29 protein-coding genes and 1 riboswitch are annotated in these 24,828 nt (G+C 70.7%); of the genes, 15 read left to right on the plus strand and 14 right to left on the minus strand.

What is annotated here, in order from left to right; genetic code table 11:
• Positions 1-21: 21 nt before the first annotated feature.
• Positions 22-369 carry a DoxX family protein gene (locus tag AB0E90_RS14015; protein ID WP_360403838.1) on the minus strand — a complete coding sequence of 116 codons (348 nt, stop codon included), beginning with the start codon at positions 367-369 and terminating at the stop codon, positions 22-24.
• A 181-nt stretch (positions 370-550) separates the two neighbouring features.
• Between AB0E90_RS14015 and fdhA the strand changes: the two genes are divergently transcribed.
• Positions 551-1,786, plus strand: coding sequence for a formaldehyde dehydrogenase, glutathione-independent (gene fdhA / locus AB0E90_RS14020; protein ID WP_360403841.1), 1,236 nt, complete (start codon positions 551-553; stop codon positions 1,784-1,786).
• A 38-nt stretch (positions 1,787-1,824) separates the two neighbouring features.
• Here fdhA and AB0E90_RS14025 read toward each other — a convergent pair whose 3' ends face one another.
• The 3 genes from AB0E90_RS14025 to AB0E90_RS14035 all read right to left on the minus strand — a co-directional run bounded on the left by AB0E90_RS14025 (position 1,825) and on the right by AB0E90_RS14035 (position 3,264).
• A complete protein-coding gene (locus AB0E90_RS14025; RefSeq protein ID WP_360403844.1) occupies positions 1,825-2,133 on the minus strand; it encodes a hypothetical protein in 309 nt (102 codons plus the stop codon).
• Between the two features lie 103 nt (positions 2,134-2,236).
• Complete coding sequence (lepB, locus tag AB0E90_RS14030) at positions 2,237-2,947, minus strand: signal peptidase I (protein WP_360403847.1); 711 nt, start codon at positions 2,945-2,947, stop codon at positions 2,237-2,239.
• Positions 2,944-3,264 (minus strand): PadR family transcriptional regulator, encoded by a 321-nt coding sequence (locus AB0E90_RS14035; protein ID WP_360403850.1) that lies wholly within the window; start codon positions 3,262-3,264, stop codon positions 2,944-2,946. The genes lepB and AB0E90_RS14035 overlap by 4 nt, the downstream gene beginning before the upstream one ends.
• 284 nt (positions 3,265-3,548) lie before the next feature.
• Between AB0E90_RS14035 and AB0E90_RS14040 the strand changes: the two genes are divergently transcribed.
• A complete protein-coding gene (locus AB0E90_RS14040; RefSeq protein ID WP_360403853.1) occupies positions 3,549-3,821 on the plus strand; it encodes a hypothetical protein in 273 nt (90 codons plus the stop codon).
• Positions 3,822-3,825: 4 nt separating this feature from the next.
• Positions 3,826-4,686 (plus strand): class I SAM-dependent methyltransferase, encoded by an 861-nt coding sequence (locus AB0E90_RS14045; protein WP_360403856.1) that lies wholly within the window; start codon positions 3,826-3,828, stop codon positions 4,684-4,686.
• Here AB0E90_RS14045 and AB0E90_RS14050 read toward each other — a convergent pair.
• On the minus strand, positions 4,666-5,205 hold the full coding sequence (locus AB0E90_RS14050; protein WP_360403859.1) for a hypothetical protein: 540 nt from the start codon (positions 5,203-5,205) through the stop codon (positions 4,666-4,668). The genes AB0E90_RS14045 and AB0E90_RS14050 overlap by 21 nt on opposite strands.
• Positions 5,206-5,268: 63 nt before the next feature.
• Here AB0E90_RS14050 and AB0E90_RS14055 point away from each other — a divergent pair, with 63 nt between their 5' ends.
• Positions 5,269-6,243, plus strand: a complete 975-nt coding sequence (locus AB0E90_RS14055; RefSeq protein WP_360403862.1) for a DUF6879 family protein — start codon at positions 5,269-5,271, stop codon at positions 6,241-6,243.
• Here AB0E90_RS14055 and AB0E90_RS14060 read toward each other — a convergent pair.
• Positions 6,190-7,137 (minus strand): TauD/TfdA family dioxygenase, encoded by a 948-nt coding sequence (locus AB0E90_RS14060; protein ID WP_360403865.1) that lies wholly within the window; start codon positions 7,135-7,137, stop codon positions 6,190-6,192. The two genes, AB0E90_RS14055 and AB0E90_RS14060, sit on opposite strands and share 54 nt — an antisense overlap.
• 145 nt (positions 7,138-7,282) lie before the next feature.
• Between AB0E90_RS14060 and AB0E90_RS14065 the strand changes: the two genes are divergently transcribed.
• Positions 7,283-8,140 carry a dihydrodipicolinate synthase family protein gene (locus AB0E90_RS14065; protein WP_360403868.1) on the plus strand — a complete coding sequence of 286 codons (858 nt, stop codon included), beginning with the start codon at positions 7,283-7,285 and terminating at the stop codon, positions 8,138-8,140.
• A 229-nt stretch (positions 8,141-8,369) separates the two neighbouring features.
• Here the strand turns inward: AB0E90_RS14065 and AB0E90_RS14070 are convergent, their stop codons facing one another.
• Positions 8,370-8,564 (minus strand): hypothetical protein, encoded by a 195-nt coding sequence (locus tag AB0E90_RS14070; protein WP_360403871.1) that lies wholly within the window; start codon positions 8,562-8,564, stop codon positions 8,370-8,372.
• 127 nt (positions 8,565-8,691) lie between these two features.
• On the opposite strand from AB0E90_RS14070, the gene AB0E90_RS14075 reads away from it, so the two are divergent.
• Positions 8,692-9,732, plus strand: a complete 1,041-nt coding sequence (locus AB0E90_RS14075; protein WP_360403874.1) for a nitronate monooxygenase — start codon at positions 8,692-8,694, stop codon at positions 9,730-9,732.
• Positions 9,733-9,799: 67 nt separating this feature from the next.
• Positions 9,800-10,813: a glutamine synthetase GlnII gene (glnII, locus tag AB0E90_RS14080; protein ID WP_360403877.1), complete on the plus strand. Its 1,014-nt coding sequence runs from the start codon at positions 9,800-9,802 to the stop codon at positions 10,811-10,813.
• A gap of 56 nt (positions 10,814-10,869) precedes the next feature.
• On the opposite strand, the gene AB0E90_RS14085 is transcribed toward glnII, so the two are convergent.
• Together AB0E90_RS14085 and AB0E90_RS14090 are read right to left on the minus strand one after the other, a co-directional pair.
• Positions 10,870-11,301, minus strand: a complete 432-nt coding sequence (locus AB0E90_RS14085; RefSeq protein ID WP_360403880.1) for a hypothetical protein — start codon at positions 11,299-11,301, stop codon at positions 10,870-10,872.
• 67 nt (positions 11,302-11,368) lie between these two features.
• Positions 11,369-12,007 (minus strand): response regulator transcription factor, encoded by a 639-nt coding sequence (locus AB0E90_RS14090; protein WP_360403883.1) that lies wholly within the window; start codon positions 12,005-12,007, stop codon positions 11,369-11,371.
• Between the two features lie 127 nt (positions 12,008-12,134).
• Here AB0E90_RS14090 and AB0E90_RS14095 point away from each other — a divergent pair, with 127 nt between their 5' ends.
• Genes AB0E90_RS14095 through AB0E90_RS14120 form a run of 6 tightly spaced genes read left to right on the plus strand, consistent with a single transcriptional unit; the run spans position 12,135 to position 19,550 of the window.
• The gene (locus AB0E90_RS14095) at positions 12,135-13,130 is read left to right on the plus strand and encodes a LacI family DNA-binding transcriptional regulator (RefSeq protein WP_360403886.1); all 996 of its coding nucleotides are present in this window, start codon (positions 12,135-12,137) and stop codon (positions 13,128-13,130) included.
• Positions 13,127-14,386 carry a sugar ABC transporter substrate-binding protein gene (locus AB0E90_RS14100; protein WP_360403889.1) on the plus strand — a complete coding sequence of 420 codons (1,260 nt, stop codon included), beginning with the start codon at positions 13,127-13,129 and terminating at the stop codon, positions 14,384-14,386. Before AB0E90_RS14095 ends, AB0E90_RS14100 begins: the two co-directional genes overlap by 4 nt.
• A 1-nt stretch (position 14,387) precedes the next feature.
• Complete coding sequence (locus AB0E90_RS14105; RefSeq protein WP_360403892.1) at positions 14,388-15,278, plus strand: sugar ABC transporter permease; 891 nt, start codon at positions 14,388-14,390, stop codon at positions 15,276-15,278.
• Complete coding sequence (locus AB0E90_RS14110) at positions 15,271-16,098, plus strand: carbohydrate ABC transporter permease (protein WP_360403895.1); 828 nt, start codon at positions 15,271-15,273, stop codon at positions 16,096-16,098. Before AB0E90_RS14105 ends, AB0E90_RS14110 begins: the two co-directional genes overlap by 8 nt.
• Before the next feature lie 12 nt (positions 16,099-16,110).
• Complete coding sequence (locus AB0E90_RS14115; protein ID WP_360403898.1) at positions 16,111-17,625, plus strand: glucoamylase family protein; 1,515 nt, start codon at positions 16,111-16,113, stop codon at positions 17,623-17,625.
• On the plus strand, positions 17,622-19,550 hold the full coding sequence (locus AB0E90_RS14120; protein ID WP_360403901.1) for a xylan 1,4-beta-xylosidase: 1,929 nt from the start codon (positions 17,622-17,624) through the stop codon (positions 19,548-19,550). The genes AB0E90_RS14115 and AB0E90_RS14120 overlap by 4 nt, the downstream gene beginning before the upstream one ends.
• A gap of 12 nt (positions 19,551-19,562) precedes the next feature.
• Here AB0E90_RS14120 and mycP read toward each other — a convergent pair whose 3' ends face one another.
• Positions 19,563-20,762: a type VII secretion-associated serine protease mycosin gene (gene mycP, locus AB0E90_RS14125; RefSeq protein WP_360403904.1), complete on the minus strand. Its 1,200-nt coding sequence runs from the start codon at positions 20,760-20,762 to the stop codon at positions 19,563-19,565.
• An 84-nt stretch (positions 20,763-20,846) separates the two neighbouring features.
• Positions 20,847-20,977: riboswitch (cobalamin riboswitch) on the plus strand.
• 38 nt (positions 20,978-21,015) lie between these two features.
• On the opposite strand from mycP, the gene AB0E90_RS14130 reads away from it, so the two are divergent.
• On the plus strand, positions 21,016-21,219 hold the full coding sequence (locus AB0E90_RS14130) for a CbtB domain-containing protein (protein ID WP_360403907.1): 204 nt from the start codon (positions 21,016-21,018) through the stop codon (positions 21,217-21,219).
• Entirely contained in the window at positions 21,210-21,962 is a 753-nt protein-coding gene (locus tag AB0E90_RS14135) for a CbtA family protein (RefSeq protein WP_360403910.1), read from the plus strand. The genes AB0E90_RS14130 and AB0E90_RS14135 overlap by 10 nt, the downstream gene beginning before the upstream one ends.
• Before the next feature lie 3 nt (positions 21,963-21,965).
• Here the strand turns inward: AB0E90_RS14135 and AB0E90_RS14140 are convergent, their stop codons facing one another.
• From AB0E90_RS14140 to AB0E90_RS14155, 4 genes are read right to left on the minus strand one after another with little or no spacing between them, the layout of a single operon-like run.
• Positions 21,966-22,715, minus strand: coding sequence for a methyltransferase domain-containing protein (locus AB0E90_RS14140; protein WP_360403913.1), 750 nt, complete (start codon positions 22,713-22,715; stop codon positions 21,966-21,968).
• Positions 22,712-23,503, minus strand: a complete 792-nt coding sequence (locus AB0E90_RS14145; RefSeq protein ID WP_360403916.1) for an alpha/beta fold hydrolase — start codon at positions 23,501-23,503, stop codon at positions 22,712-22,714. The genes AB0E90_RS14140 and AB0E90_RS14145 overlap by 4 nt, the downstream gene beginning before the upstream one ends.
• Positions 23,504-23,513: 10 nt before the next feature.
• Positions 23,514-24,197: an SRPBCC domain-containing protein gene (locus tag AB0E90_RS14150; protein ID WP_360403919.1), complete on the minus strand. Its 684-nt coding sequence runs from the start codon at positions 24,195-24,197 to the stop codon at positions 23,514-23,516.
• Positions 24,190-24,783: a helix-turn-helix domain-containing protein gene (locus tag AB0E90_RS14155; RefSeq protein ID WP_360403922.1), complete on the minus strand. Its 594-nt coding sequence runs from the start codon at positions 24,781-24,783 to the stop codon at positions 24,190-24,192. Before AB0E90_RS14155 ends, AB0E90_RS14150 begins: the two co-directional genes overlap by 8 nt.
• Positions 24,784-24,828 lie beyond the last annotated feature (45 nt).

A 24,828-nucleotide genomic window follows, 5' to 3' on the forward strand; every position in this document is an offset into this window, starting at 1 on the left:
TCGGCCGGGAAAGAAGAGGCGTCAGCGGTAGAGGAGCGTCACGACCAGGGCGGCGACCTCGGTGGTGAAGAACACCGCCCAGCCGACCAGGTTGCGCGAGCCCACCCGCAGGTGCGCGACGAGCGCGCCGACGAAATACAGGACCAGACCGGCCGAGGCAACAATCCCCAGCCACGGTACGGCGAACCCGGCGACCAGCCCCAGCGTGCCCGCGGCCAGCAACGACCCGAGCACCGGCACCCACGAGCGCGGTATGCGCTTCATGTCGGCCTGTGTCTTCGGGTACTCGTGGCCGATCAGATAGGTGACGGCCGCGCTGCCCGTGAACAAGGCGGCCAGGACGGTGACGGTGATATAGGCGGCGAACACAGGCCCTCCTCGAAGGTCGACTTCCCCAGGACGAGCCGGCCCCGATCGATGTGACAGCCCTTGATGTCGCAATGGGCGAGGCTTGGCAGTATTGCCGGTTCTGTTTCCCCGGCCACCGGCGAAGAGTGGCCCGTAATGGCGGCGTTACATTCCGTCGCCATCACGACGATGGGAGGCAACGATGCCCGCCAATCGCGCAGTGGTCTACCAGGGCCCGGGCAAAGTCGAAATCCAGGACACCGCCTATCCGACGTACGAGGTGAAGGACGGTCCCGGGGTCAACAAGGCCAACATCGGCCGCCGCACCCCGCACGGGGCGATCCTGCGGACCGTGACCAGCAACATCTGCGGCAGCGACCAGCACATGGTCCGCGGCCGCACCACCGCTCCGGAAGGTCTCGTGCTGGGCCACGAGATCACCGGCGAAGTCATCGACGTCGGGCCGGGCGTCGAGTTCATCAAACCGGGCGACATCTGCTCGGTGCCGTTCAACATCGCCTGCGGCCGGTGCCGCAACTGCAAGGAAGGCAAGACCGGCATCTGCCTCAACGTCAACCCCGACCGACCCGGTTCAGCGTACGGCTACGTCGACATGGGCGGCTGGGTCGGCGGGCAGGCGGAGTACGTGCTGGTCCCCTACGCCGACTGGAATCTGCTGAAGTTCCCGGACCGGGACCAGGCCATGGAGAAGATCCTCGACCTGACCATGCTGTCGGACATCTTCCCGACCGGCTACCACGGCTGCGTCAGCGCCGGCGTCACCACCGGTTCCACCGTCTACATCGCCGGCGCCGGCCCGGTCGGCCTGGCCGCGGCCACCTCGGCCTGGCTGCTCGGCGCGGCGGTCGTGATCGTCGGCGACCTCAACTCCGAACGCCTGGCCCAGGCCCGCAGCTTCGGCTGCGAGACCGTGAACGTCGCCGAGGGCGACCCGGCCGAACAGATCCACCAGATCCTCGGCCACGACGCCCCGGCGATCGGCGAGCCGCTGGTCGACGCCGCGGTGGACGCGGTCGGCTTCGAGGCCCGCGGGCACGGCGACGACGCCCAGACCGAGATGCCGGCCACCGTGCTCAACTCCCTGATGACCGTCACCCGCGCCGGCGGCGCGATCGGCATCCCCGGCCTGTACGTCACCGGCGACCCCGGCGGCGTCGACGAGGCGGCCAAGGTCGGCTCACTGTCGCTGCGGCTGGGCCTGGGCTGGGCGAAGTCGCACTCCTTCGTGACCGGCCAGTGCCCGGTGATGAAGTACAACCGCAACCTGATGATGGCGATCCTGCACGACCGGGTGCAGATCGCGAAGAACGTCAACGCCACGGCGATCCCCCTGGACCAGGCCCCGCAGGGCTACCAGGACTTCGACTCGGGCGCGGCGAAGAAATACGTGCTCGACCCGCACGGCCTGGTGCGCTGACTCCGCGGCGGGTGGGCCGGGGCAGCGCTCCGGCCCACCTAGGCCCCCGCCTCCACCTGGGCCTCCGCCTGGGCCTCCGGCTGCGCGAAGCCGGCCTCGCCACCGTCGGACAGCACGGCGACACCCGGCAGCGCCGAGGTGTTCAGCGTCCACAGCCAGAGCGCCGCGTCCACGGCGGCATGCGGGTCCCCGGCGGCGAAGCCGTCCGGGTTCTCCCAGCCGGCGTCGACCGCCGCCTCGATCAGCATCGAAGCGTCCGTGACAGCCAGCCGAGCCCGCCGCGACAGCTCGACGACGGTCGGCCCCACAGGCACCGGCGCAGCAATCCCGGTGTGTTCGATCGGCACGAGAAACCCCCCTTTCTCCCCATGAAAGCCCGCCCCGGCCGCCTCAGGCGGCTACTTCGACAGATTGCCCACGGGAGTTGTCCGACCCACCCACGCCGGCAGGCTAAAAACGGAGAAGGATCCGGCCGCGCAGGGCGTGCTCGTCCACCGGGCCGTACGTCCGAGAGTCCTCGGAGACGATCCGATGGTCGCCGAGCAGGTAGAGCCGGTGCGGTGGCACGGTGGTCGCGGCGCAGTCGGCGGTGTGCGAGAGGTCCGGATCGGGCGACAGGTACGCCTCGTCGAGCGGCGCACCGTTGAGCCGGACCCGGCCGTCGCGGCACTCGACGGTGTCGCCGGGCAGGCCGATGACGCGTTTGATGACCAGCCGGTCGGTGCCCGGCATAGTGAACTCGACGACGTCGCCCCGGTGGACGCCGGTGAGCCGGAAGGCCGCAAGATCGACGACGTACCGGTCGCCGATCAGGTAGCTCGTCTCCATGCTGCCGCTCCACACGCGCCCGACGGTCAGCACGAAGCGGTTGACGACCAGCCCGGCCAGCAGGCCGATCAGCACGACGAGCACGGCGCGGCGCCGGATCCGGACGATCCGCGGCAGCTCCCGGCGGCGAGCCCGGCGCTCGCGCCACACCGTGCGAAGACCTCCGGCGGCCCAGCGGACAGCCTCCGCGTCCCCGGTCGTCTCGGCGAACTCGGCCAGGACGGCCTCACCCCAGTCGCCCCCACGCTCCCGGCGGCCACGGACGGCGCCGGCCAGAATGCTGTACGCGATGCGGCGCACGGCGCTGTCTCGGACGGCCTGCTCGACGTTCATGCGGTGCGCGCCTGGATCGCCGGACCGATGGTCCGGGGTTTGGCGGCTTTGGCCTCGAGACGCTGCCCGGCGAGCGCGGCCCCGTCGGCGGTCAGCCGGTACAGGTGGCGCGGCGGGCGGCCCGGCTCGTCCGACGGTTCCCAGGCGGTCTTGAGCAGTTTCTGCTCGGCGAGCCGCATCAGGATCGGGTAGAGCGTGCCGGAGGCGAGCGCAGTCTCTTTGCTCAGGTCATACCCGTACCGCCAGCGCTGCGGCTCGTCCAGCAGAGCGCTGAACAGCAACAACGTCTGCGGGGACGTGTGCGGAATCCGTGGCATGAGCGAAACTCTACATAACTCGACTTAAGCCCGGCAAGGCCGACCGCGCTTGATCGGCGTACCGCGACACCCCTGGCGGGCCGCCTGATCGCCAATCTCCGCGACTCACGCTGAGCGCCACGAGCCAGGGGGTGGATCACCCTGGCCCCGGCCGTCCAGGACTCTGCCATGCCGGCAGGCCGCGCATAACTGTCATTATGATGTACCGCCTCGAATGTCCGTTCTTGGATTGTTGGATTACCGGTAATAGCAATCCAGTAATTGTCGGCGTCTACGGTCGCGGGATGCTCGTCTGGGTGGCGTCCTACCCGCGGTCGGGGAACACGTTTCTCCGGATCGTTCGTCATCGGATCTACGCGGCCCGGACCTCGGTGATCTATGACGTCGACGGCGTTGCTGAACGCCTCGGCCGGGATCTCGTCGGCGCCTGCGAGCGGCCCGCTCCCCTGGCCGCCATGCGCGCCGACGGGCAGGTGCATCTGGTCAGGACGCACCGCTCGCGTGATGCCAACGTCGCCGCCATGGGTCTGCTGGGCTACGGCCGGCCCGTACGGTGACACGATGTCTGTCGACAAGTGGGCGCAGTGGTTGCTGGTGCGGCGCGACGGTGACAGTGCGAGTCTGCGTGCTCGCGTCGCCACCGACCTGGCGGGTTTCCGGGAAGGCGTTCTCGGCCGGGCCGACCTGCAGCCGGACGACGTGGTGCTGGACGTGGGCTGCGGGACCGGACTGATCGGGTTCGGGGCGCTCGAGCGGCTCGGCCCGCGCGGCCGGGTCGTCTTCAGTGACGTCTCGGACGATCTGCTCGACGAGTGCCGGCGCACTGCGGGCGGTGACGAGCGGTGCAGTTTCGTGCCGGGTGCGGCCGAGGATCTCGCCGGTGTCGCTGACTGTTCGGTGGACGTCGTCACCATGCGGTCGGTGCTGATCTATTCGGACCGTAAGGCGGCCGCGTTCGCCGAGTTCTTCCGGGTGCTGCGGCCGGGCGGTCGGCTGTCGCTGTTCGAGCCGATCAACCGGTTCGCCAAGCTGCGCGGCGCGGCGCTGTTCGGTGTGCGGGGCACGCCGGTGGACGATCTGCTCGCCAAGGTTCTCGCCGCGTTCCGGAATTCCGCCGAGCAGGTGCAGCGGCCGATGATGGAGTTCGACGAGCGCGACCTGCTGGACTGGGCGGTCACGGCCGGTTTCGCGGCGGTGGAGCTGGACTACCGGGCGCAGGTCGAGGTGCCGGCCGAGCCGGTCGACGACTGGGCGGCGCTCCAGCAGGTCGCGCCGAACCCGCTGGTCCCGACGTACGGCGAAATGATTGCTCTGGCCTTGACGGGTGCGGAACGCGAGCGGCTCGACGCTTACATGAGCGGCCGCGTGGTTCCGGCCCGGCGCACGATGGCGGTCGCGTTCCTACGTGCGCTGCGGCCCTGAGACGGAGTGTTCGGCGAGGTCGCGCAGGTTGGTCAGCTGGCGGTGCATCATCACCAGGTCGGGCCAGGCGAGCAGGCGACGCCGGGTCCAGTGGGCGGGGCTGTCGCCGTGGACGCCCAGGTTCATCTTGACGATCAGCCGGGTGTCGCCGCTCAACGCGTACGTCAAAGTCAGTGGGCCGAAGGCCTTGATCGCGGCCGGCGCCGTCATCCGGAAGGTCAGCGACTCGCCGGGTTCGAAGGCGGCGAGGGTGAAGATGGTCATCCAGCGCTGGCCGATCTCGAGTTGCTCGACGCCGGGGGTCAGGGTGCGTGGGCTGCGGCGGCCGCCGTTGTCGACCCAGTCGTAGCTGTACGGTGCGACGCGCAACTGGCACAGCCAGCGGAACACGACGTCGCGGGGCGCGCGCACGCTGACGCCGCGGAACCATTGCTCGGCGGGCGCCGGGCTCAGCGCATCGCACCCGTACGCGGCCGACCGTTCGGCCGCGTCCACTCCCCATTGCGTAGCGACGGTCATCTCTTCACGGTACTCATCCGATGACGCTCCGCCGTTACCATCGGGGCGAGAGGGGGCCACCTGATGACCCAGGGCACCAACCTCCCGCGGAAGATCGCCTGGACGGCGCTGGCCGGGTTTCTCAGCTTCACCATCACCGGCCTGCTGGACAAGGCGTTCGACGTCAGTCTCGCCGACCAGTTGGTCGTCACCGTCCTGATGGGCGGGGTGACCTTGATGGTGCAGTACTGGGCGGATGTCGAGCGCCGCCTGAACGAATCGGAACGCCGGCACAGCGAGTCGGCCGACACCCTGCACCGGCTGATCGCGCGTGGGTTCCGGAGTGTCAGCGAGGCGACCGAGCTGATGTCCGGGATCGAGCAGTCCGCAGTGCGGCACGACCTGCTCAAGGAGGTGGTCCGCCGGTCGGCGCGGGTGACGCCGGGCGCGTCGCCGCTGGTGCGGTTCCTGGCCGGCAGTGAGACGGAGCGGCTGGCCGACACGTTGCGGGCACTCTCCGCCGGGCAGGAGTTGTTCTACGACGGGGAGGACCGGGAGTTCCTGCTGGCGCTGACCCGCGGGGTCACGGGGTCGCTGTTCGCGGCGAGCTGGGCGACCACGCATGAGGACGATGTCGGGTTCGAGGCCGGTTTCTGGCTCAGCGATCTCGGCGCCCGTTATCTGGATCTGCAGCGGTCGGCGGTGCGGCGCGGGGTGGAGATCCGGCGCATCTTCGTGGTCGAGTCGCCGGCGCTGGCGGCCCGGCCGGAGCTCGCCCGGGTCCTGGCGATGCAGCGGGGCGCGGGGATCAAGGTGCGGGTGAGCACCGATCGGGAGGCGGCGCAGGACGGCGGCCTGTCCGATTACGTGATCTTCGACGAGCAGATCTGTTACGACACGACCCAGGTGACCCGGCGGGAGGCGCCGGGCGCGCCGCGGCGGCTGACGACCCGGCTGGTGCTCGACGACGACACGGCCCGGCATCGGGTGGAGCGGTTCACCGAGTTATGGAAGAACGCCGATGGCGCGGCCGGTCCGGAGTCCCTCGGAGCGGCGTAGGTCGGCGGTCGCGCAGACGGTCCGCAGCCAGCGGTCGCGCCCGTCGTAGCGGGCGGTGAACGGCCGCCGGCCGTGGACGCTGCGGAAGTTGTCGATGAGCAGGATCTCGCCCGGGGCCAGCGGCACGTCCCGCAGCCGGCCGCCGACCGCCTCGACCAGGGTGGCCAGGGCGGCGGCCGCTTCCGGGTCGGCGGGGTTGCCGGTCATGAACGCCGGGTCGATGCGCACGAACGGCCGTTGCCGGTCGCCGGTGAGCACCGGGACGGGGTGTGGCTGCCAGTCGGCCGAGTTGGACGAGTCCGGTCTGATCAGGAATCGGGGTTCGAACAGCACCGCCCGGGTGCGGTCGTCGAGCGGCACGTCGTCGATCGGGGCGAGGCTGGTGGCGGTGCGGTCGGGGTTGCGCAGGCAGAGCAGGCACACCCAGTCGGGGCGCAGCGGGTGGAAGGCGTCCTCGGTGTGCCACATCAGTTCGGCGGACGAACTGGAGCCGAGCTGGGTGGCCTCGTGGCCGGGCGCCGGGCTGATGTCGCGCACGAGCCGGCCGCCGTCGACGCCGGCCTGCGAGACCGGGTATCCGAGGAACGACGCGACCAGCAGCAGCATCGCGTCGGCGCGGGCCAGTTCGTCGTGGCGTGGCGTCTCGGTGGCGACCGGCGGGCTGGCGCCCAGGTCGGCGTCGTGCAGCGGGAGGCCGCCGATGACCAGGCCGGCGCCGCCGGTGAGCCGGAAGTCGACGAGGGCGCGGCGTAACCCGATCGGTAGTTCCTGGCCGAGCAGGGCGAGGCGGTGCAGCCGGTCGCCGGTGGTTTCGGCCACGGCGCGGCTTGCCAGTTCCCGCAGGGCGGCGCTGTGCGGCGGGGAGAGCAGCAGCCGTGCCACGTCGTGAGCCACTGTGGTCCTCCGCGGATCGGCGGGCCGGGGTCACCGTCCACCGTACTCAGCGGATGGCTCACCTAACCCACGCTTAAGTACGGCTTAACCATCCGACAGCAGAACTAACTGGACCTAACCGGTTGAACCCAGCAGGGTGATGGGCATGCTCATGACCGGCCTGCACGTCCCGATGATCACCCCGTTCGACGAGTCCGGCGCCGTGGCGTGGTCCGCTTTGGAGTCGCTGGCCCGCGACGTGCTGGCCGAGGGCGCGACGGGCCTGGTGGCGCTGGGCACCACCGCCGAGCCGTCGGCGCTGACCGACGGCGAACGCCGCGACGTCCTGGACCTGCTGGCCGCCGTCTGCCGCGAGCACGGCGCCCCGCTGACGGTGGGCGCGAACACGGTCGGCGACCTGCGCATCCTGGCCGACCGCCCAGCCGTGGCGGCCGCGTTGAGCCTGGTCCCGCCGTTCCTGCGCCCCGGCGAGGCGGGCGTGATCGCCCACCTGACCGCGCTGGCGGCCGCGTCGCCGGTCCCGCTGATCGTCTACCACGTGCCGTACCGCACCGCTCAGCCGCTGTCGGTCCAGGCCCTGACCCGGATCGCCGCCATCGACGGGGTGGCCGGCATCAAGCTGGCGACCGGCAGCATCGACCCCGACGTGATCACCCTGATGGCGGCGCCCCCGCCCGATTTCGCCGTCCTGGGCGGCGACGACGTGGTCATCTCCCCGCTGCTGGCGCTGGGCGCGCACGGCGCCATCCTGGCCTCGGCGCATCTGGCAACGTCCGATTTCGCCACCCTGATCAGGGCCTGGCAGGAGGGCGATGCCATCCGGGCCCGCATGCTGGGCCACCGCCTGGCCCGCCTGTCGGCCGCGTTGTTCGCCGAACCCAACCCGACGGTGATCAAGGCCGTCCTGCACGCCCGCAACCGCATCCCCACCCCCGCGGTCCGCCTCCCGCTGCTCCCCGCCTCGAAGGAGTCCACGGCCGAAGCGATGCGCCTGCTGCCGTGACGAACGCCGGCGGCGAGTTGCGCCGCGCCGGACGGCGAAGACCGAGAGGCTGAAGCCAGGCGTTCGACCGGCGGCTCATTCAGCGATACGAGCGTGGACAAGTCCCCGGCACTCAGTATCCGCGGAGTGCAACGAAGGCTCCTCGCGCCACTGCCGGGCGGGCCCGTCGGCAAGAACAACCCCGGCCGGCCGGTCCGGTCCCGGTTCACCAAGCGGAATCCGGGGTCTGTCAGAACATCTTCACTCGCGACCGCACCACGACCCGGTAGGCGTCGACGCACAGGGTGTACTGCCCGGAGCGGGCGGCTTCGGTCGCACAGTCGACGGGCCCCGTGTCCGGCCGGGACGTGGCCGATGCGGGCGCGCTGTTCAGGACGGCCGTCATCACGACGACCGCCGCCCCGGATACAAGGCGCGTTCGCAAACTGGCTCCTCCCGATGGTGCTGCCCGCATCATCGGCACCGGCCCCGGCCACGTGAGCTGCCCGGCCAGGGAAAGGCCGCCGAAAGCCGGGGCATCGGCGGCGGCCAAGGTGCGCGAGGATGCGGGCATGGGGCTGTCGACGGGGTTCACGGCCATGTTCGGGATCGCGCATCCGGTGGCGCTGGCGCCGATGGGCGGGTCGGCCGGTGGGGCGCTCGCGGCCGCCGTCGCGAGCGGGGGTGGACTGGGGCTTCTCGGAGCGGCCGACGGCGACCGGGCGTGGCTCGAGCGGGAGCTGCCGCTGGTCGCCGGGTGCGGGGGCGGCTGGGGCGTGGGGTTTCTGACCTGGGCGATCGACGTGGCCGCGGTCGCGTGGGTGCTGGAGCGCGGCGCCCGTACGGTCATGGTGTCGTTCGGCGATCCGGCGCCGTTCGCCGCCGTTGTCCGCGATGCCGGGGCGAAGCTGATCGTGCAGGTCACGGACCTGGACGAGGCGCGCCGGGCGCTCGATGCGGGCGCCGATGTGCTGGTCGCGCAGGGGACCGAGGCCGGTGGGCACGGCGCGTCGAAGGGGCGGTCCACGTTGCCGTTCGTGCCGGTGGTGGTCGATCTGGCCGGGGACGTGCCGGTCCTGGCGGCGGGCGGGATCGCCGACGGGCGGGGGCTGGCGGCGGCGCTGGCGCTGGGGGCGGCGGGAGCGTTGATCGGCACCCGGTTCCAGGCGACCGCGGAGGCGCTGGTCGATCCGGCGATCACGGCGGCGATCCTGGCCGGGCGGGCCGAGCAGACCGAACGTAACCGGACCCTGGATGTGGTGCGCGGCTCGAGCTGGCCGGCCCGCTACGCGGCCCGCACGCTGGGCCATCCGTACCTTCAGCGGTGGCGTGGCCGCGAGGACGAGGTCGACGACCGGGCCCGGCAGGACTATCAGGACGATGTGGCGGGCGGCCGGATCCCGCCGTTGCCGGTGTGGGCGGGCGAGGGCGTCGACCTGATCACCGGCGTGCCGCCGGCCGCCGCGCTGGTGGGTGAGCTGGTGGAGCAGGCCGAGGCGGCGCTGGGCAGGATCCGCCGCGATTCGGACAAGAGCGGGACAGATGCCCCGGGGACGACCGTCCGTTTACCGGTCCGTCATGTGTGCGCAACGCCAGGTGACCACGAATCCTGAAGCGTTTGCCTCGCCATCGGGGAACGAACCGCGCGCTTAGATCCGCGCCCGGCGAAGGAGATGTGGAATGCCATATCAAGCCGAATACATCTGGATCGATGGCACCAAGCCGTCGCCGCTGCTGAGGAACAAGACCCGCATCGTGGCGGACGGCAAGGAACCGGAGATCTGGGGTTTCGACGGATCGAGCACCAACCAGGCGCCGGGAGCCAACTCGGACTGTGTGCTGCGTCCGGTCTACACCTGCCCGGACCCGCTGCGCGGCGGGGACAACATTCTCGTCCTGTGTGATGTCGAGCTGACCGACTTCACGCCGCACCCGACCAACACCCGCGCCGCGTGTGTGGCGGCGGCGGAGAAGTACGCCGACCAGGAGCCGATGTTCGGCATCGAGCAGGAGTACACGTTCTTCCAGCACGGCCGCCCGCTGGGCTGGCCGGAGACCGGCTTCCCGGCGCCGCAGGGCCCGTACTACTGCGGTGTCGGCGGCGAGAAGATGGTCGGCCGGGAGATCATCGAGGCGCACACGATCGCTTGCCTGAAGGCGGGGCTGTCGATCGAGGGCACCAACGCCGAGGTCATGATGGGGCAGTGGGAGTTCCAGATCGGTGTGCTGCCGGCCCCGATGATCGGCGACCAGATGTGGGTGGCGCGCTGGCTGCTGCACCGCATCGCCGAGGACTTCGGGGTGGTCGTGTCGTTCGACGCGAAGCCGATGCCGGGTGACTGGAACGGTGCGGGCGCGCACACGAACTTCTCCACCAAGGCCACGATGCAGGGTTACGACGCGATCGTGACGGCGTGTGAGGCGCTGGGGCGTAACGCTCTCGCGCACGTGGAGAACTACGGCGCCGGGATCAAGGACCGGCTGACCGGCGCGCACGAGACGGCGGCTTGGGACAGCTTCAGCTGGGGCGCGTCCGACCGGGGCGCCTCGGTGCGTATCCCGTGGGCCGTCGAGAAGGCGAAGAAGGGCTGGCTGGAGGACCGTCGTCCGAACGCCAACATGGACCCGTACCTGGTCGCCGGCATGATCATCGAGACGTGCTGCGGGGCGCTCGCCGAGGAAGCCGGCGCCTGAGAGGACGACGACCGGCGCCGTTCTCCGAGGGAGAGCGGCGCCGGTGTGTGCCCGGTCTAGAACCGGGCGCTGGGGAGCGGGTCGGGCTCGTCGACGCGGTCGTGCAGGACGGTCAGCACGATCTCGGCCAGCGCCGGGTCCATGCCGGCGTCGCCGTTGGCGTCGGTGTAGATGAACGTGGTGCTCATGCCTTTGGCCCGCCAGGCCCGCTCGATGGCCGAGTGGGTGCCGCCGATGGCCTTGGCCGAGCCGATGACCGCGGTGAGGTCGGCGAACGGGGCCTTGCCCGGCGCGGCCTGTGCGACCTGCCGGATGTACTCCGTGCGCTTCTCGCCGTAACCCCGCAGCAGCGCGATGATCTTCTCGCGCAGGACCTCGGGTTCGGTCGAGTTGTCGGTGTGGTTTTCGCTCAGCCGGTCCAGAATTGAGCGAGCTTCCTCGATGTCCCCCTCGAGGTCAGGGTTGAAGGTGATAGTCACGGTTGCCATGCCCCCATTGATAGCGCGGATCTATAAAGATCGCAAGTACTATCTTTATAGATCCGAGTACTAGGGGCTAGGCGGCGAGGCGGTAGCCGACCTGCCGGATCGTGGAGATCAGCTCCTCGTCCCCCGGGCCGAGCTTGGCGCGCAGCCGCCGCACGTGCATGTCGACCGTGCGGAAGCCGCCGATGAAGTCGAAGCCCCACACCTCGCGCAGCAGCCGTTCCCGGGTGAACGCCTGCCCCGGGTGCAGGGCGAGGAACCGCAGCAGCTCGAACTCCTTGTACGACAGGTCGAGCCGGCGCCCGCCGACGGTGGCGACGAAGGTGTGCGGGTCGATCCGGATCCGGCCGGCGACGATGGGCCGCGGGGCGGCCGCGCGGGCGCCGGCCAGAGCGAGGCGCGCCTGCAGCTCGGCCGGCCCGGCTTCGGCGAGGACGAGGTCGTCGAGACCCCAGTCGCTGGTGACCGACCCGAGGCCGGCCTCGGTGACGACGGCGATCAGCGGGACCACGAGGCGGGCGGCGCGCATCCGCCGGCAGGCCGACCGCGCGTGCGCCGGGTGCGGGCGGGCGTCGACCAGCACGGCGTCGGCCGGGGTGCCTTCCGCGCCGCGGCGCACGTCGTGGCCGAGGAGGCCGAGCAGCTCGATCGCCGGCAGTGGCGGCTCGAGTCCGCTCTCGCCCCCGGGGACCAGCAGCAGAATCTCCACGGAGATCAGCTTGCCCCGCGGATGTTTCCGGCGCAGCCGAGCCGAAGCAGTTTGGCTCAAATCGCTGATGGTGAATCCGCGAATGGCCCGAGTTTCGGGTTTGTTGCCGCCGGGTTACGTTCCGGCGATGGCGATGAAAGCGCTTTCAAAGGCGACGATCTACCAGGTCGCGCAGTTGGCGGGCGTCTCCATCGCCACCGTGTCCCGGGCGTTGCGGGGCTCCGACCTGGTCACCGAGCAGACCCGGGAGCGGGTCCGGGCCGCCGCGCAGGAGCTGCGGTTCACGCCGAGCCGGCTGGGCCGGTCGTTGGCCGAGGGCCGGCATGCCGCCAACGGGATCGTCTTCCCGGAGCTGGTCGGCCCGTACTACGCCGAGGTGGTTCTCGGGTACGAGGCGGCCGCCGCCGGGTTCGGTTCGAGCGTGCTGATCCTGGGCACGAAGGGCCGCCCGGACGCGAGCGCCGCGGTGCGTGACCTGGCCGCCCGGGTGGACGGCCTGACCGTGATGGGCCAGACCGTCGGTGACGACGTCATCCGGGGGCTGACCACGCCGGTGGTGCTGCTGGCCCGGGATCCGGTGCCCGGGGTGGACACGGTCCGGGCGCAGAACGAGCGGACCGCGCAGACCCTGGTCGAGCACCTCCTCGGCCATGGCCACCGGCGGTTCACGTTCCTCGGCGATCCGCAGGTGGCGCCGGACTTCAAGGGACGCTTCGACGGCGTACGCAAGGCTCTGAAAAGGGCCGGCGCCGAGCCTGCCGACCTCGTACCCCTCAATGGTTTTGATCTGGAAGCCGGCCGGCAGGCCACATTTCATAAAGGCCAGGCCGTCGTGTGCGCGAACGACGAGATCGCGCTCGGGGTGCTGCTCGCCGCGGAGGCGGCCGGCCTCAGAGTGCCGCAGGACCTGGCCGTGACCGGCTGGGACGACCTGCTCGCGGCCCGGTTCGCCGGCCTGACCACGGTGCGGCAGCCGATGCGGGAGCTCGGCGCGACCGCCGCCCGCTGGCTGAACCGGCGCATCACCACCGACCGGCCCGTCGCCGCCCGGCGGCGGGTGCTTCCCACGCAGCTGGTCGTCCGGCGCAGCTGCGGCATCCACTCCCCGGAGGTTCACCGATGAGGCACCGAAGGATGACCGCCGCCGCCGCGTGTGCGGTGCTGGCGCTGAGCGGCTGCGGCCGCGGTTCGAGCGGAGACGACGAGACCGCCAAGGCGGTCAGCGCCGGCAAGGCCGGCGGCGACATCACGGTCTGGGCGATGGGCACGGAGGGGGAGAAACTCGCCGAGTTCGCGAAAGCGTTCACGGCGGAGAACCCGGACGCGAAGGTGAACGTGACGGCGGTGCCGTGGGACGCCGCGCATCAGAAGATCGCCAGCGCGATCGCGGCGAAGCAGACCCCGGACGTGTCGATGATCGGCACGACGATGCAGGGCGAATTCGCGAAGAGCGGCGCCCTGGACCCGACACCGGCCGATCTGTTCACGAAGGACGCGTTCTTCCCGGGCGCGTGGGACACCACCGTCGTCGACGGAAAATCGTTCGGCGTGCCCTGGTACGTGGAGACCCGCGGCATCTACTACCGCACCGATCTGGCCGCCAAAGCGGGTTTCCCGGACGGGCCGAAGACGTGGGACGACCTGACCGCGATGGCCAAGGCCATGCAGTCCAAAGCGGGCGCGAAATGGGGCCTGAACATTCAGCCCGGAAAGACCGGCAGCTGGCAGTCGGTGCTGCCGTTCGGCTGGTCGAACGGCGCTCAGATCGCCGCGGACGGCAAATACACGTTCGACACCCCGGAAATGGTCCAGGCGCTGCAGTACTACCAGTCGTTCTTCACCGCCAAAGTTGCGCCCAGCAATCTGCCGCAGGGCGCTCTGGAACCCGCTTTCGTCCGCGGTGAGATCGGCGCCTTCATGTCGGGCCCGTGGCACGTCGGCATCCTCAACGACGCCGGCGGCAAGGATTTCGCCAGCAAATACTCGGTGGTTGGCATGCCGGCCGGGAAGTCGTCGACGTCGTTCATCGGCGGCAGCAACATCGCGGTGTTCAAGGACGCGAAGAACCGCGACGCCGCCTGGAAGTTCCTGGCCTGGCTGGCGAAGCCGGAAGTGCAGGTGAAGTGGTACCAGACCGCCACCGACCTGCCTGCGGTGCAGAAGGCGTGGGACGACCCGGCGCTGTCCGGCGACAAGATCCTGCAGGTGTTCGGCGCCCAGCTGAAATCGGCGAAGGCGCCCCCGGCCTACCCGACGTGGGAGCAGGTGTCCGCGGTCGTCGACACCGAGGTGGAGAAGGTCTGCGTCGGCGGCGAGGACCCGGCGGCCGCGCTGAAGAACATCCAGCAGCAGGCCGACAGCATCGGGACCGGAGCGTGAGGTGACCGCGTCCACCCGCACCCGGCGGGCGGTGGCCGGCTGGTCGTTCGCCGCCCCGTTCACCCTGCTGTTCCTGGTGTTCGCGCTGCTGCCGGTGGTGGCGTCACTGGTGATGAGCCTGACCGACCTGCGCGCCACCGACCTGCGGCATCCCCTCGCGGTGAACTTCGTCGGCCTCGACAACTACACCCGGCTCTTCGAAGACGCGCAGTTCCGCCGCGGAGCGATCAACACCCTGGTCTTCGTGGTGATCGGGGTGCCGCTGACCATGGTGCTGGCGCTGGGGGCGGCGAACATCCTCAACTCGGGCCTGATCCGGCTGCGCGGGCTGTTCCGGGTCGGTTTCTACCTGCCGGTGGTGACCAGCATCGTGGCGATCGCGGTGGTGTGGCGATTCCTGCTCGACCCGGAGGCCGGCATCGTCAACAGCCTCCTCGCGTCGGTGGGCATCGACGGGCCGAGCTGGCTGCAGGACACCCGCACGTCCCTGCCGTCGATCATCGTGATGGCGGCGTGGCGCAACTTCGGGTCGCTCATGGTGATTTTCCTGGCCGCTCTGCAAGGCATTCCGACCGACCTGTACGAGGCGGCGACGCTCGACGGGGCGGGCTGGCGGCAGCAGTTCCAGCGGATCACCCTGCCGCTGATGCGCCCGGCGCTGCTGTTCGGGGCGGTCATCACCGGCATCGGTTATCTGCAGTTGTTCGAGGAACCGCTCGTCATGACACAGGGCGGCCCGCTGTCGTCGACCCTGTCGGTCTCCTACCACATCTACAACCAGTTCGGTTTCGGCAACTACGGATATGCGGCGGCCGCCTCCTACGTCCTGTTCGTGGCGATCGTGGCCCTGTCGGTCCTGCAGTTCCGCCTCCTGGGAGCCCGCGATGACTAGACGCGACCTGACGGCCAAAATTGTTCTGTACGCCATTCTGAGTGCCGGCCTGGTCGTCGTGGTCGGGCCGTTCCTGTGGATGCTGCTGTCGTCGTTCAAGACCGAAGGGGAGATCCGGGCGGCGCCGCCGACCTGGTGGCCGTCGCACTGGACCCTCACCAATTACCACGACCTGTTCTCCCGCCTGGACTTCCCGCAGTACTTCGCGAACTCGGCGATCGTCGCGATCCTGGTCACCGCGGGCAATCTGCTGTTCTGCTCGCTGATCGGCTACGCCCTGGCGAAACTCGACTTCCCCGGCCGCAAAGCCCTGTTCCTCACGGTTCTAGGCATGCTCATGGTGCCGGGCATGGTGACGTTCGTGCCGCAGTTCGTGCTGATCAGCAACATGGGGCTGGCCAACTCGTACGCCGGCCTGGTGTTGCCGTTTCTCGCCGGGCCGTTCGGGGTGTTCCTGATGCGGCAGTTCCTGCTCGCCATTCCCGACGACCTGATCGAGGCGGCCCGCGTCGACGGCGCCGGCGAATGGCGGATCTTCTGGCGGATCGTGCTGCCGTTGTGCAAACCGGCCCTGGCCACGCTCGGCATCCTGACGTTCCTGGCCTCGTGGAACAACTTCCTGTGGCCCCTGGTGGTGGCCACGACCGACGACAAATACACGCTGCCGGTCGCGCTCGCCCTCTACAGCATCGGGCAGAACCGCATCTACTACGGCCTGCTGCTGGCCGGGGCGGTCGTCGTCGTCCTGCCGGTGCTGATCGTGTTCCTCGCCCTGCAGCGGCATTTCCTGCGCGGCATCGCGACCACCGGACTGAAGTGAGGCGGTTTTCCGATGAGACGTCTGCTCGTCCTTGTGTGCTCGTTCGTCCTGGTGGCCGGATCGTCCACGGCCGCGTACGGCGCCGACCCGCTGCGGGGTTATGCCCGTGACACGTGGCGTTCCCTGGTCGCGATGACCTCTGCGGCCGGCCTGCCCGCGGACAACCTCTCCGGCGACCTGTCCGTCACATCGGCCTATACGTCGCCGACGAACATCGGCGGTTACCTGTGGTCGGCCGTCGTCGCGCGAGAGCTGAAGATCATCTCGCCGCGGGAGGCCGAACGCCGTGTCGCCCGGACGCTCGACACCCTGAGCTCATTGAGGCACCACGACAAATCGGGCATGTTCTACAACTGGTACGACCCGGCGACCGGCGCCGTCCTCACCACCTGGCCCGAGGACGGCTCGGCGGTCACCCCGTTCCTGTCCTCGGTCGACAACGGCTGGCTCGCCGCCGCCCTGCGGGTCGTCGCCGGCGCCATCCCGTCACTGCGGCCCCGGGCCGACCGGATCCTGGCCGCCATGAACTTCGGGTTCTTCTTCGACCCGGCCGCCACCAGCCCGATCGGCGCCCGCGGCCTGATCCGCGGCGGCTTCTGGGACACCCAGCCACCGGGCTGCTCGGTCCCGCAGAACGGCGTCTGGTTCACCTGCAACCACTACGACATCACGGTGACCGAACCACGGATCGCCACCTACCTGGGCATCGGCGCCGGCCAGATCCCGCCGGCCGCCTACTTCGACACGATGCGCACCCTGCCCGACTCCTGCGACTACGCCTGGCAGGAGATGCAACCCCAGGGCTTCACCGTCACACTGCAGGGCCGTCAGCTGTACGAGGGTTCCTACCGCTACCGGGGCATCACGTTCGTGCCGAGCTGGGGCGGCGACATGTTCGAAGCCCTCATGCCCGACCTGTTCGTGCCGGAGGAGACATGGGGCCCGAACAGCTGGGGCCGCAACCACCCGGCCACGGTGGCCGCCCAGATCGAACACGGCCTGGGCGACGCCGGCTACGGCTACTGGGGCTTCTCCCCCGCCTCCGACCCGTTCGGCGGCTACACCGCGTGGGGTGTCGACGCGATGGGCATGGACACCGACGGCTACCCGTCCGACGTGCAGGGCGGCAAGTACGACGCCGGGTTCGGCGCCTGCCGCGCCGCCGGTCCCCCCGCCGTCTACGGCGACGGCGTCATCACCCCGCACGCCGCGTTCCTGGCCCTGCCCTACGCCCGCGGCCCCGCAACCGCCAACCTTGCCAACATCAAACGAGACTTCGACGCGTACGGGCCGGGCGGCTTCTACGACGCGATAGCGGTCCGCTCCGGCACGGTAGCCAAGCGGTACCTGTCCCTCGACCAGTCAATGATCATGGGTGCGCTCGGCAACGTCCTCGCCCACGACGTGCTGCGCCGCGCCTTCGTGACCCCGCAGTTCGAACGAGCGGTGCGCCCCCTGCTGGCCCAGGAGACCTTCAACGTCCCCGCCCACCAGCGCCTGCCCCAGCTGACCGGCGGCCACCGATGACGATCGAGGAGCAGGCCCGCGTCCGCTGGGCGCAGCTGATGGGTGGCGGCGGGGCGCAGGACCGCTCCGCCGGCGCCCCGGTCGCCGCCGACCTGCCGGCGCCCACCGGTGTCGGCGCGGCGCAGGGCCGCGGCCAGGTCACCGTCCGCTGGAATCCGGTGCCCGGCGCCATCGGATACGCCGTGCACCGCGCCGACAGCCCGGCCGGCCCGTTCACGGTCGTCGACCACGGCGGCGGCGACGTCCTGGCCGTCCCGCACGGCCCGTATGCGGACACCACCGACGGCCGCGGCGGCTGGTATGCCGTCGCGGCCCTGCAGACCGTCAACGCGATCGGCCCCCTGTCACCCCCGGTCCCGGTCACGTCCTACCCGGCCGAGGACGTCGAGGGCACCGCCCTCGGCACCCGCACCGTTGAGGCCCTGTCGAGCCGGCCGCCCGCCACGCCGGCTTCCAGCTCAGCCGAGCCGGCCGCTCATGCGCCCAGTGGGCCACGCGCCGCTCCGCCGGTCGCCGGCGGTGAGCCCGACCCGGTCGTGACGGTGACGGTCGGTGAGCACGGGGAGCCGCTGCACCGGATCTGGCAGGAGATGGTCGGCTCCGAGCACCTGAGCCACCTGCTCGCGAAGGACACCACCGGCGGCCGCCCGATCGGCGCGGAACTGCGTGAGGCGTTGCGCCGCGTGCACGACGACCTCGGCGTGCGCACCGTGCGGGCCCATCACATCCTCGGCGACGACCTGGAGGTCTACCGGGAGGTCGACGGCCGCCCGGTGTACGACTTCGACCGGGTCACCGAGGTCTACGACACCGTGCTCGAACTGGGCCTGGTGCCGGTCGTCGAACTCGGCTACATGCCCCGCGACCTGGCCGCCGACCCGTCCCGCACGGTCTTCGCCTACCAGGGGATCATCTCCCCGCCGCACGACTGGTCCCGCTGGGCCGACCTGATCCACGCGTTCGTCACCCACCTGGCCGCCCGCTACGGCCTGGAGCAGCTACGCGAGCGGTGGCGGTTCGAGGTATGGAACGAGGCGAACCTGTCGGTGTTCTGGTCCGGCACCCCCGCCGACTACTGGCGGCTCTACCAGGAAGCCGCCCGCGCGATCAAGCAGGTGGACCCGTTCCTGCAGGTGGGCGGCCCAGCAACGGCCGCGGTCGGCTGGATCGACGACCAGATGCGCCTCGGCGCCCCCGTCGACTTCCTGTCCACCCACGTCTACGGGACGGTGCCGCTGGACCTGCGCCCGTGGGCCGAGGGCCGCCCGATCCTCTGGACCGAATGGGGGGTGACCGCCACCCACGGCCACCCGGTCAACGACTCGGTGTTCGCGGCCACGTTCCTGCTCACCGGCATGCACTCGGCCGCCGGCCGGGTCGACGCCCTCGCCCCGTGGGTGGCGTCCGACCATTTCGAGGAGCTGGGCCGCCCGCAGCGGCTGCTGCACGGCGGGTTCGGCCTGCTCACGATCGGCAACCTGGCCAAGCCCAAGTTTTGGGCGCTGTGGCTGGCCCAGCGGCTGGGCGACGAGGAACTGCCGGTCACCCTGTCCGGCGACGGCGCGTCGAGCCTGGTGCGGGCGTGGGCGTCGCGTTACCCCGACGGCGGCGTCGGCGTTCTGCTGTGGAACAGCACCCTCGACCAGAGCCGGGCCGGCGGCGCCCCCGACCTGGCCCGCCGCGTCCGCCTCAACCCCGGTGTGGCCGGCCCGCACACGCTGCGCCAGTGGCGCGTCGACGCCACCCACGGCAACATCACCGCCCGCTGGCAGGGCGAATGGCCGACCGCCGAGCAGTGGGCGGCCCTGCAGGAGGCCGACGTGCTGCCTGAGGCCGAACCACCCCGCCGGCTAGCCCCGGGCGAGCCGATAACGCTCGACCTGCCGAATCCCGGGATCGCCTTCGTGGAGATCCGCCCGGCCTGACCGGACCAGGCGTCAGAGCTGCTCGGGGCCGGCCGGTTTCCAGCCGCGGCGGCGGCCCTGCCGGATGACCAGGGCAGCCAGCCCGATCAGCAGGACGGCGCCGCCGCCGATCGCGGCGAACAGCAGTGACGACTGTTTCGCGTCGGCGCGGCGGGCAGCCCGGGCCTCGGCGGCCGGGTCGTTCGGGCGCATGACCACCGGAGCGGCGGCCGGGCGCTCGCCGGGGCCGAGGGTCTCGGTCAGGGCGCGGTAGGGGTTGAGCAGGCCGGCGCCGTAATCGTCGCTGCTCGCCCCGCCCGGCGCCGGGTCGGCGGTGGCCTGCATGCGCCGCAGCACCTGGTCCGGGTTCAGCTCCGGGAACCGCTGCAGAATCAGGGCGGCGGTGGCCGACACGAACGGCGCGGAGAAACTGGTGCCCTGCACACTGTCGTGGCCGGAGCCGCGGCCGGCCGCCGTCACCGGCTGACCGAAAGCGGCCAGATCGACGTAGTCGCCGTGCTGCGAGAAATCGGCCCGCACCCCGGCCGAATTGACCGCGCCGACCCCGATGACACCGTCGTAATCCGCCGGATAAGGAGTCGGGTTGCCCTCCTTGGCGTGGTTGCCGACCGCGGCGACCACCACCACACCCTTGTCGTGCGCCCGCTTGACCGCCGCGGCGACCAGCTTGTTGTCGTCGGTCATCACCAGCGAGAGATTGATCACCTGGACGTTGCCGTTGTCGACCGCCCAGTCGATCGCCTGCGCGAACTGGGCCGGAGTGCCGAAGTCGCCGACCGCCTTGCCGTCGACCTCCTCCTGCTCGCTGATGCGCACCGGCACGATCGTCGCGTCGGGCGCCAGCCCCTGGAAACCGGTCTCACCCGCCGGCTTCGCGGCGATGATGCTCGCCACCGCCGTACCGTGGCCGTTGCAGTCCTGTTTGCCGTCCGGGTCCTTGTGCAGGAAGTCCTTGCCGTCGTCGACCTGGCCCTTGAGCTGCGGGTGCCCGGCGTCCACACCGGAGTCGATGACCGCGACCCGGATGCCCCGGCCACTCGCATACTGAGCGAGGGTCTTCGGGGCGTAAACCTGGTCCTCGATCGGGACGCCCTTGAACACATCCAGCTTCTTCGGCAGCGAGTCGCACACGTTCGCGGCCCACGCCGCCGGGGCGGGCAGCACCAGAAGCACGACCGTCGCCGCCGCGGCCGCCAGAGCTCGCCTGATCATCGGTGTCACTCCCCCGTTCAACGATCCGGGTGGATGGTACCGACGGGGTGCGACACAGCGCCGTCCCGGTTGTGCGCGGCGACCGCCCCCAGTTAGGTTGTGGGCATCCAACCTGCGGCGTCGTGAGGGAAACCGGTGAAAGTCCGGTGCGGTCGCGCCACTGTGAACGGGAGCACCCTCCCGTGAGTCAGGACGCTCACGCGTCGCAGCCTGCACAACGGGACGCGTCATCCCGCAAGGAGGTTCTCGCGCCATGCCCAAGGCTCACACTGCCGGCCAGCTGACCACCCCGGTCGTCTCGCGGCGACTGCTGCTCACCGCGCTCGCCGTGGTCGCCCTGATGCTGCTGATCACCTACCTGGTCGCCTTCGACCAGGGTGCGGTGTCGCGCAGCGGGATGTACCTGCACGAGCTCATGCACGACGGCCGGCACCTGCTCGGTGTCCCGTGCCACTGAGCGGCCCCCCGAAAGGCTACGGCGACCTGCTGATCCGGGGCCTGCTCGCGGGCCTCATCGCCGGACTGCTGGCCGGTGTGTTCGCGTACACCGTGGGTGAACCCAAGGTCGACGCGGCCATCGCCATCGAGGAAGCGAGCGCGCACGCCGCCGGCGACGACGGCCACCACGACGACGAGCTGGTCAGCCGCGACGGGCAGAAAGGCGGCCTGTTCCTGGCCACCGGGCTGTACGGGGCGGCCATGGGCGGCCTGCTCGCCACCGCGTACACCGTGCTGCGCCGCCGCCTGCGCACCCGCAGCGACAGCCGCGCCGCCCTCGGCCTCGCCGGGGCCGCCCTGCTCGGCGTCGTCCTCGTGCCGTACCTGAAATACCCGCCGAACCCACCGGCCGTCGGCAACCCCGACACAATCAACCAGCGCACCATCAGCTACCTGGCGATCGTGGCGATCGGCCTGGTCGCCGTGTGGGCCGGGGTGATCGCCGCCCGCACCCAGCCGGTCGAGTGGCGTCAGGCCCTCGCCGCGGCCGCCGGGTTCCTGGTCGTCGTCGCGATCGGCTACCTCCTGCTGCCGGCGATCAACGAGGTGCCCGGCACGTTCCCGGCGTCACTGCTGTGGAACTTCCGGATCGCCTCGCTCGGCACCCAGGCGGTCATGTGGTCGGCGCTGGGCCTCGGCTTCGCCGCCCTCGCCACCCGCCCGGTGCGGGAACCGGCCCGCGAAGCCGTGCCTGCCCTCTAAAGATCAGCGGGTCGCCGTCATCAGCACTGTGTGCTTACGCACCCGGAACACGCCGTCGGCGGCGATCCGCTCGGCCACGATCCCCTCGACGGCCGCCACCTGCGCTTCGGTGAGCGGCTCGTCGGCCATGCTGCCCAGGTAGGCCAGGATCGGCGCCACCGAGGGAACGGCCAGATCAGCCGGGTACTCCTCCACCCGTACACCCGAAAAAGCCGCCGCTATCAGGCCCGGGCCGTTCCCCGCGGTGAAACCGCGCCACGCGATGAGGTCGGGCCGGCCGATCCGCGTGCCCAATTCCCGCAACTCCGTCATGTGCGCCAGTCCGTTGGTCGCGACCGCGATGCGGCCGCCCGGCCGCAGCACCCGGGCCAGTTCCCGCAGCGCCGCCGCCGGGTCGTCGACGTGATAGAGCATGTGATTGGCGACGACCGTGTCGAAACTGCCGTCCACGAACGGCAACGCACCCGCCACACACCGCCGCACCCGCGCCCCCGGCACCGACGCCAACCGCGCGCACATCGCCGCCGAGAAATCCGTCAGGGTCAGCTCGAGACCGTCGTGCCGGACACGCCGCCACAGCTCACCGGTGCCGGCGCCCACTTCGAGGACCCGGCCGGCCAACGGCAGCCGCTCACCCAGCCAGGAGAACCAGTCCTGCGGATTCGTCCCGTACGCATGTATCGCCATCCGCGCGGTCAGCCTGCCGGTGGAACTCGCGTACTGGCGGACGGCGTGCGCCGACGGAGACGTCATGCCAGGAAGTCTCGCACCGCCGGGGCGAGCGCGGCCGGCTTCACGATGTGGGTCTGGCCCGGCAGGGTGCGGTAATCGGCCTTCGAAAGCGCCTCACTGAACGCCTTCGCGCCGTTACGCATATACCGCGGGCTCTTCCCACCGTCCATCACCAGCGCCGGCGCCGTCATCCCGGCCCAGCGGGCCGCATCCAGCGGCACCCCACGCCCGGTCCCACCCAAAACCTTCAAGTCGTACGGCAGGGTGTGCGCGACCCCCGTCATCCTCTTCCACGGCGGCATCAACGGCATGATCCACAAGACGAACCCGGGCACCCCGACGTGCATCATGAACTTCTTCACCGCACCCGACCGGTCACCCCGGGCGATCAGCGCCTCGGTGTCCTCGGTGAACGTCGCCGGCCGCGGCTCCCGGGCGTCGTCGACGATGAACGGCGGCTCGTAGAGCGCCACCCGCGTCACCCCGGGCAGCCGGCTCGCCGCATCGGCCGCCAGCACCGCACCGGAGGACGTCCCGAGCAGCGCCGCCTGCCCACCCGCCGCCGCGAGCACGGCGGCCAGGTCCTCGATCTCCTTCTCCACCGACCACGGCAGCGTGTCACCGGACTCGCCGCGGCCCCGCCGGTCGTACAGATACACGGTGAAGTCAGCGGCCAGCGCAGCGGCGATGCCACGGCCCGGCCCGGAATCGCGGTAACACATGGCGCCGTCGACGAAGATCAGCGGCGGGCCCGACCCGACCGTCTCGAACGCGATCACGGTGCCGTCGGCAGAAGTCACGGTAGGCATGCTGGTCCTCTCAGCCGATCTCGGTCGGGAACTCGGCGTCGCCGCCGAACAACTCGTGAATGACCACCATGGCGCCGTGGAAGCCACGCAGATAGCGGTACAACCCGGTCGGCGTGCGCAAGCCGAGCGTGTGCTCGTTGACGAAGAACACCTCGCCGCCACCCGGCACCGGGTCACCGGCCCGCGGAGACGCGCCAAGGCCGAGATTGGCGTGCAGCGCCGCCCACGCCGCCGGCCAATCCGTCACCGGCGGACCGAAAGCGGTCACCGGCGTGGCCACCTGCGCCGGAAAGTGCCGCAGGTATTCCACCAGGGTCGCGAAGAACATCGCGTTGCCCAGCTGCATCGCCTCGAACTCACCGGCCCAGTCGTCGCCCGGCAGGAAACCACTGGTCACGGCACGCAGCACGGTCGCCGACCGGTCCCGGCCCTCGATCAGATACTCCGACGCCACGAACCGGCCGTCCGGCGCCGGCTCACTGCCGTACGCGAACCGCCGCGGCTCCTCCCGCACCGTCACCGCCCCCGCCGGGATCCAGCCGTCGCCGAAATTCGTCGACACCACACCGTCGTCGATCTGGGTGCGGCCGACGAACCACGACGAGATGCCCGGCCCGGTCGCGATCGCCGCCCACACCTGCTCCGGCGTCGCGTCGACCACCGCCTCATGCTGCGTCTCGAATTCCTTACCCATTGCGGTCGTCCCCCAGCGAGTCCAAGGCCGGGTGCACGGCCACGACCAGGCGATGCTTGCGCCCGGTCTCGCTGTGATATTTCGACACCAGCCCGGAGACCGACGCGGTCAACTCCTCCGCGAACGCCGCCCGGTCGGCCGGCGACGCGAACCGGACCTCCCCGTCCAGCGCGAACGTCGCCACCCGCTGCTTGGCCCGCGCCGCCCCGGTCAGCAGCGAACCGACGTCACTCACCAGCCGCGCCGCCAGGGCCAGCAGCCACCGCGCCGACAGCCGGTCGGGCGCACGCCCCGGATCGGGCGCCACCGCCGCCATCGCGGCCGGCGAGATCACATAGGAGGCCGCGGTGGCCTGCAGCATCCGCTCGGTCACATTGCCCTTGCGGCGCTCCTCCACCAGCTCGATCAGGCCGTGCTGCTCGAGAGTTCGCAGATGGTAATTGACCTTCTGCCGGGCCAGGCCGATGCGGCCGGCCAGCATGGTGGCGGACCCCGGCTCGGCCAGCTCGGCGAGCAGCCGGCTGCGGATGGGGTCGAGGCTGACCTCGGCGGCGGCCGGGTCCTCGATCACTGCGACGTCGTGCATGCGCCGATGCTTTCACCGAAAACAAAAGTTGTCTAGGGCAGAATC

The organism is Actinoplanes sp. NPDC026619, assembly GCF_040638295.1.
GTDB lineage: Bacteria > Actinomycetota > Actinomycetes > Mycobacteriales > Micromonosporaceae > Actinoplanes.

What these genes read in the sequence shown, in the direction of transcription:
- fdhA (WP_360403841.1), top strand. Translation starts at nt 551, where the DNA reads ATGCCCGCCAATCGCGCAGTGGTCTACCAGGGCCCGGGCAAAGTCGAA.
- lepB (WP_360403847.1), bottom strand. Translation starts at nt 2,947, where the DNA reads ATGAACGTCGAGCAGGCCGTCCGAGACAGCGCCGTGCGCCGCATCGCG.
- AB0E90_RS14035 (WP_360403850.1), bottom strand. Translation starts at nt 3,264, where the DNA reads ATGCCACGGATTCCGCACACGTCCCCGCAGACGTTGTTGCTGTTCAGC.
- AB0E90_RS14040 (WP_360403853.1), top strand. Translation starts at nt 3,549, where the DNA reads ATGCTCGTCTGGGTGGCGTCCTACCCGCGGTCGGGGAACACGTTTCTC.
- AB0E90_RS14045 (WP_360403856.1), top strand. Translation starts at nt 3,826, where the DNA reads ATGTCTGTCGACAAGTGGGCGCAGTGGTTGCTGGTGCGGCGCGACGGT.
- AB0E90_RS14050 (WP_360403859.1), bottom strand. Translation starts at nt 5,205, where the DNA reads ATGACCGTCGCTACGCAATGGGGAGTGGACGCGGCCGAACGGTCGGCC.
- AB0E90_RS14055 (WP_360403862.1), top strand. Translation starts at nt 5,269, where the DNA reads ATGACCCAGGGCACCAACCTCCCGCGGAAGATCGCCTGGACGGCGCTG.
- AB0E90_RS14065 (WP_360403868.1), top strand. Translation starts at nt 7,283, where the DNA reads ATGCTCATGACCGGCCTGCACGTCCCGATGATCACCCCGTTCGACGAG.
- AB0E90_RS14075 (WP_360403874.1), top strand. Translation starts at nt 8,692, where the DNA reads ATGGGGCTGTCGACGGGGTTCACGGCCATGTTCGGGATCGCGCATCCG.
- glnII (WP_360403877.1), top strand. Translation starts at nt 9,800, where the DNA reads ATGCCATATCAAGCCGAATACATCTGGATCGATGGCACCAAGCCGTCG.
- AB0E90_RS14085 (WP_360403880.1), bottom strand. Translation starts at nt 11,301, where the DNA reads ATGGCAACCGTGACTATCACCTTCAACCCTGACCTCGAGGGGGACATC.
- AB0E90_RS14095 (WP_360403886.1), top strand. Translation starts at nt 12,135, where the DNA reads ATGGCGATGAAAGCGCTTTCAAAGGCGACGATCTACCAGGTCGCGCAG.
- AB0E90_RS14100 (WP_360403889.1), top strand. Translation starts at nt 13,127, where the DNA reads ATGAGGCACCGAAGGATGACCGCCGCCGCCGCGTGTGCGGTGCTGGCG.
- AB0E90_RS14110 (WP_360403895.1), top strand. Translation starts at nt 15,271, where the DNA reads ATGACTAGACGCGACCTGACGGCCAAAATTGTTCTGTACGCCATTCTG.
- AB0E90_RS14115 (WP_360403898.1), top strand. Translation starts at nt 16,111, where the DNA reads ATGAGACGTCTGCTCGTCCTTGTGTGCTCGTTCGTCCTGGTGGCCGGA.
- AB0E90_RS14120 (WP_360403901.1), top strand. Translation starts at nt 17,622, where the DNA reads ATGACGATCGAGGAGCAGGCCCGCGTCCGCTGGGCGCAGCTGATGGGT.
- mycP (WP_360403904.1), bottom strand. Translation starts at nt 20,762, where the DNA reads ATGATCAGGCGAGCTCTGGCGGCCGCGGCGGCGACGGTCGTGCTTCTG.
- AB0E90_RS14130 (WP_360403907.1), top strand. Translation starts at nt 21,016, where the DNA reads ATGCCCAAGGCTCACACTGCCGGCCAGCTGACCACCCCGGTCGTCTCG.
- AB0E90_RS14140 (WP_360403913.1), bottom strand. Translation starts at nt 22,715, where the DNA reads ATGACGTCTCCGTCGGCGCACGCCGTCCGCCAGTACGCGAGTTCCACC.
- AB0E90_RS14145 (WP_360403916.1), bottom strand. Translation starts at nt 23,503, where the DNA reads ATGCCTACCGTGACTTCTGCCGACGGCACCGTGATCGCGTTCGAGACG.
- AB0E90_RS14150 (WP_360403919.1), bottom strand. Translation starts at nt 24,197, where the DNA reads ATGGGTAAGGAATTCGAGACGCAGCATGAGGCGGTGGTCGACGCGACG.
- AB0E90_RS14155 (WP_360403922.1), bottom strand. Translation starts at nt 24,783, where the DNA reads ATGCACGACGTCGCAGTGATCGAGGACCCGGCCGCCGCCGAGGTCAGC.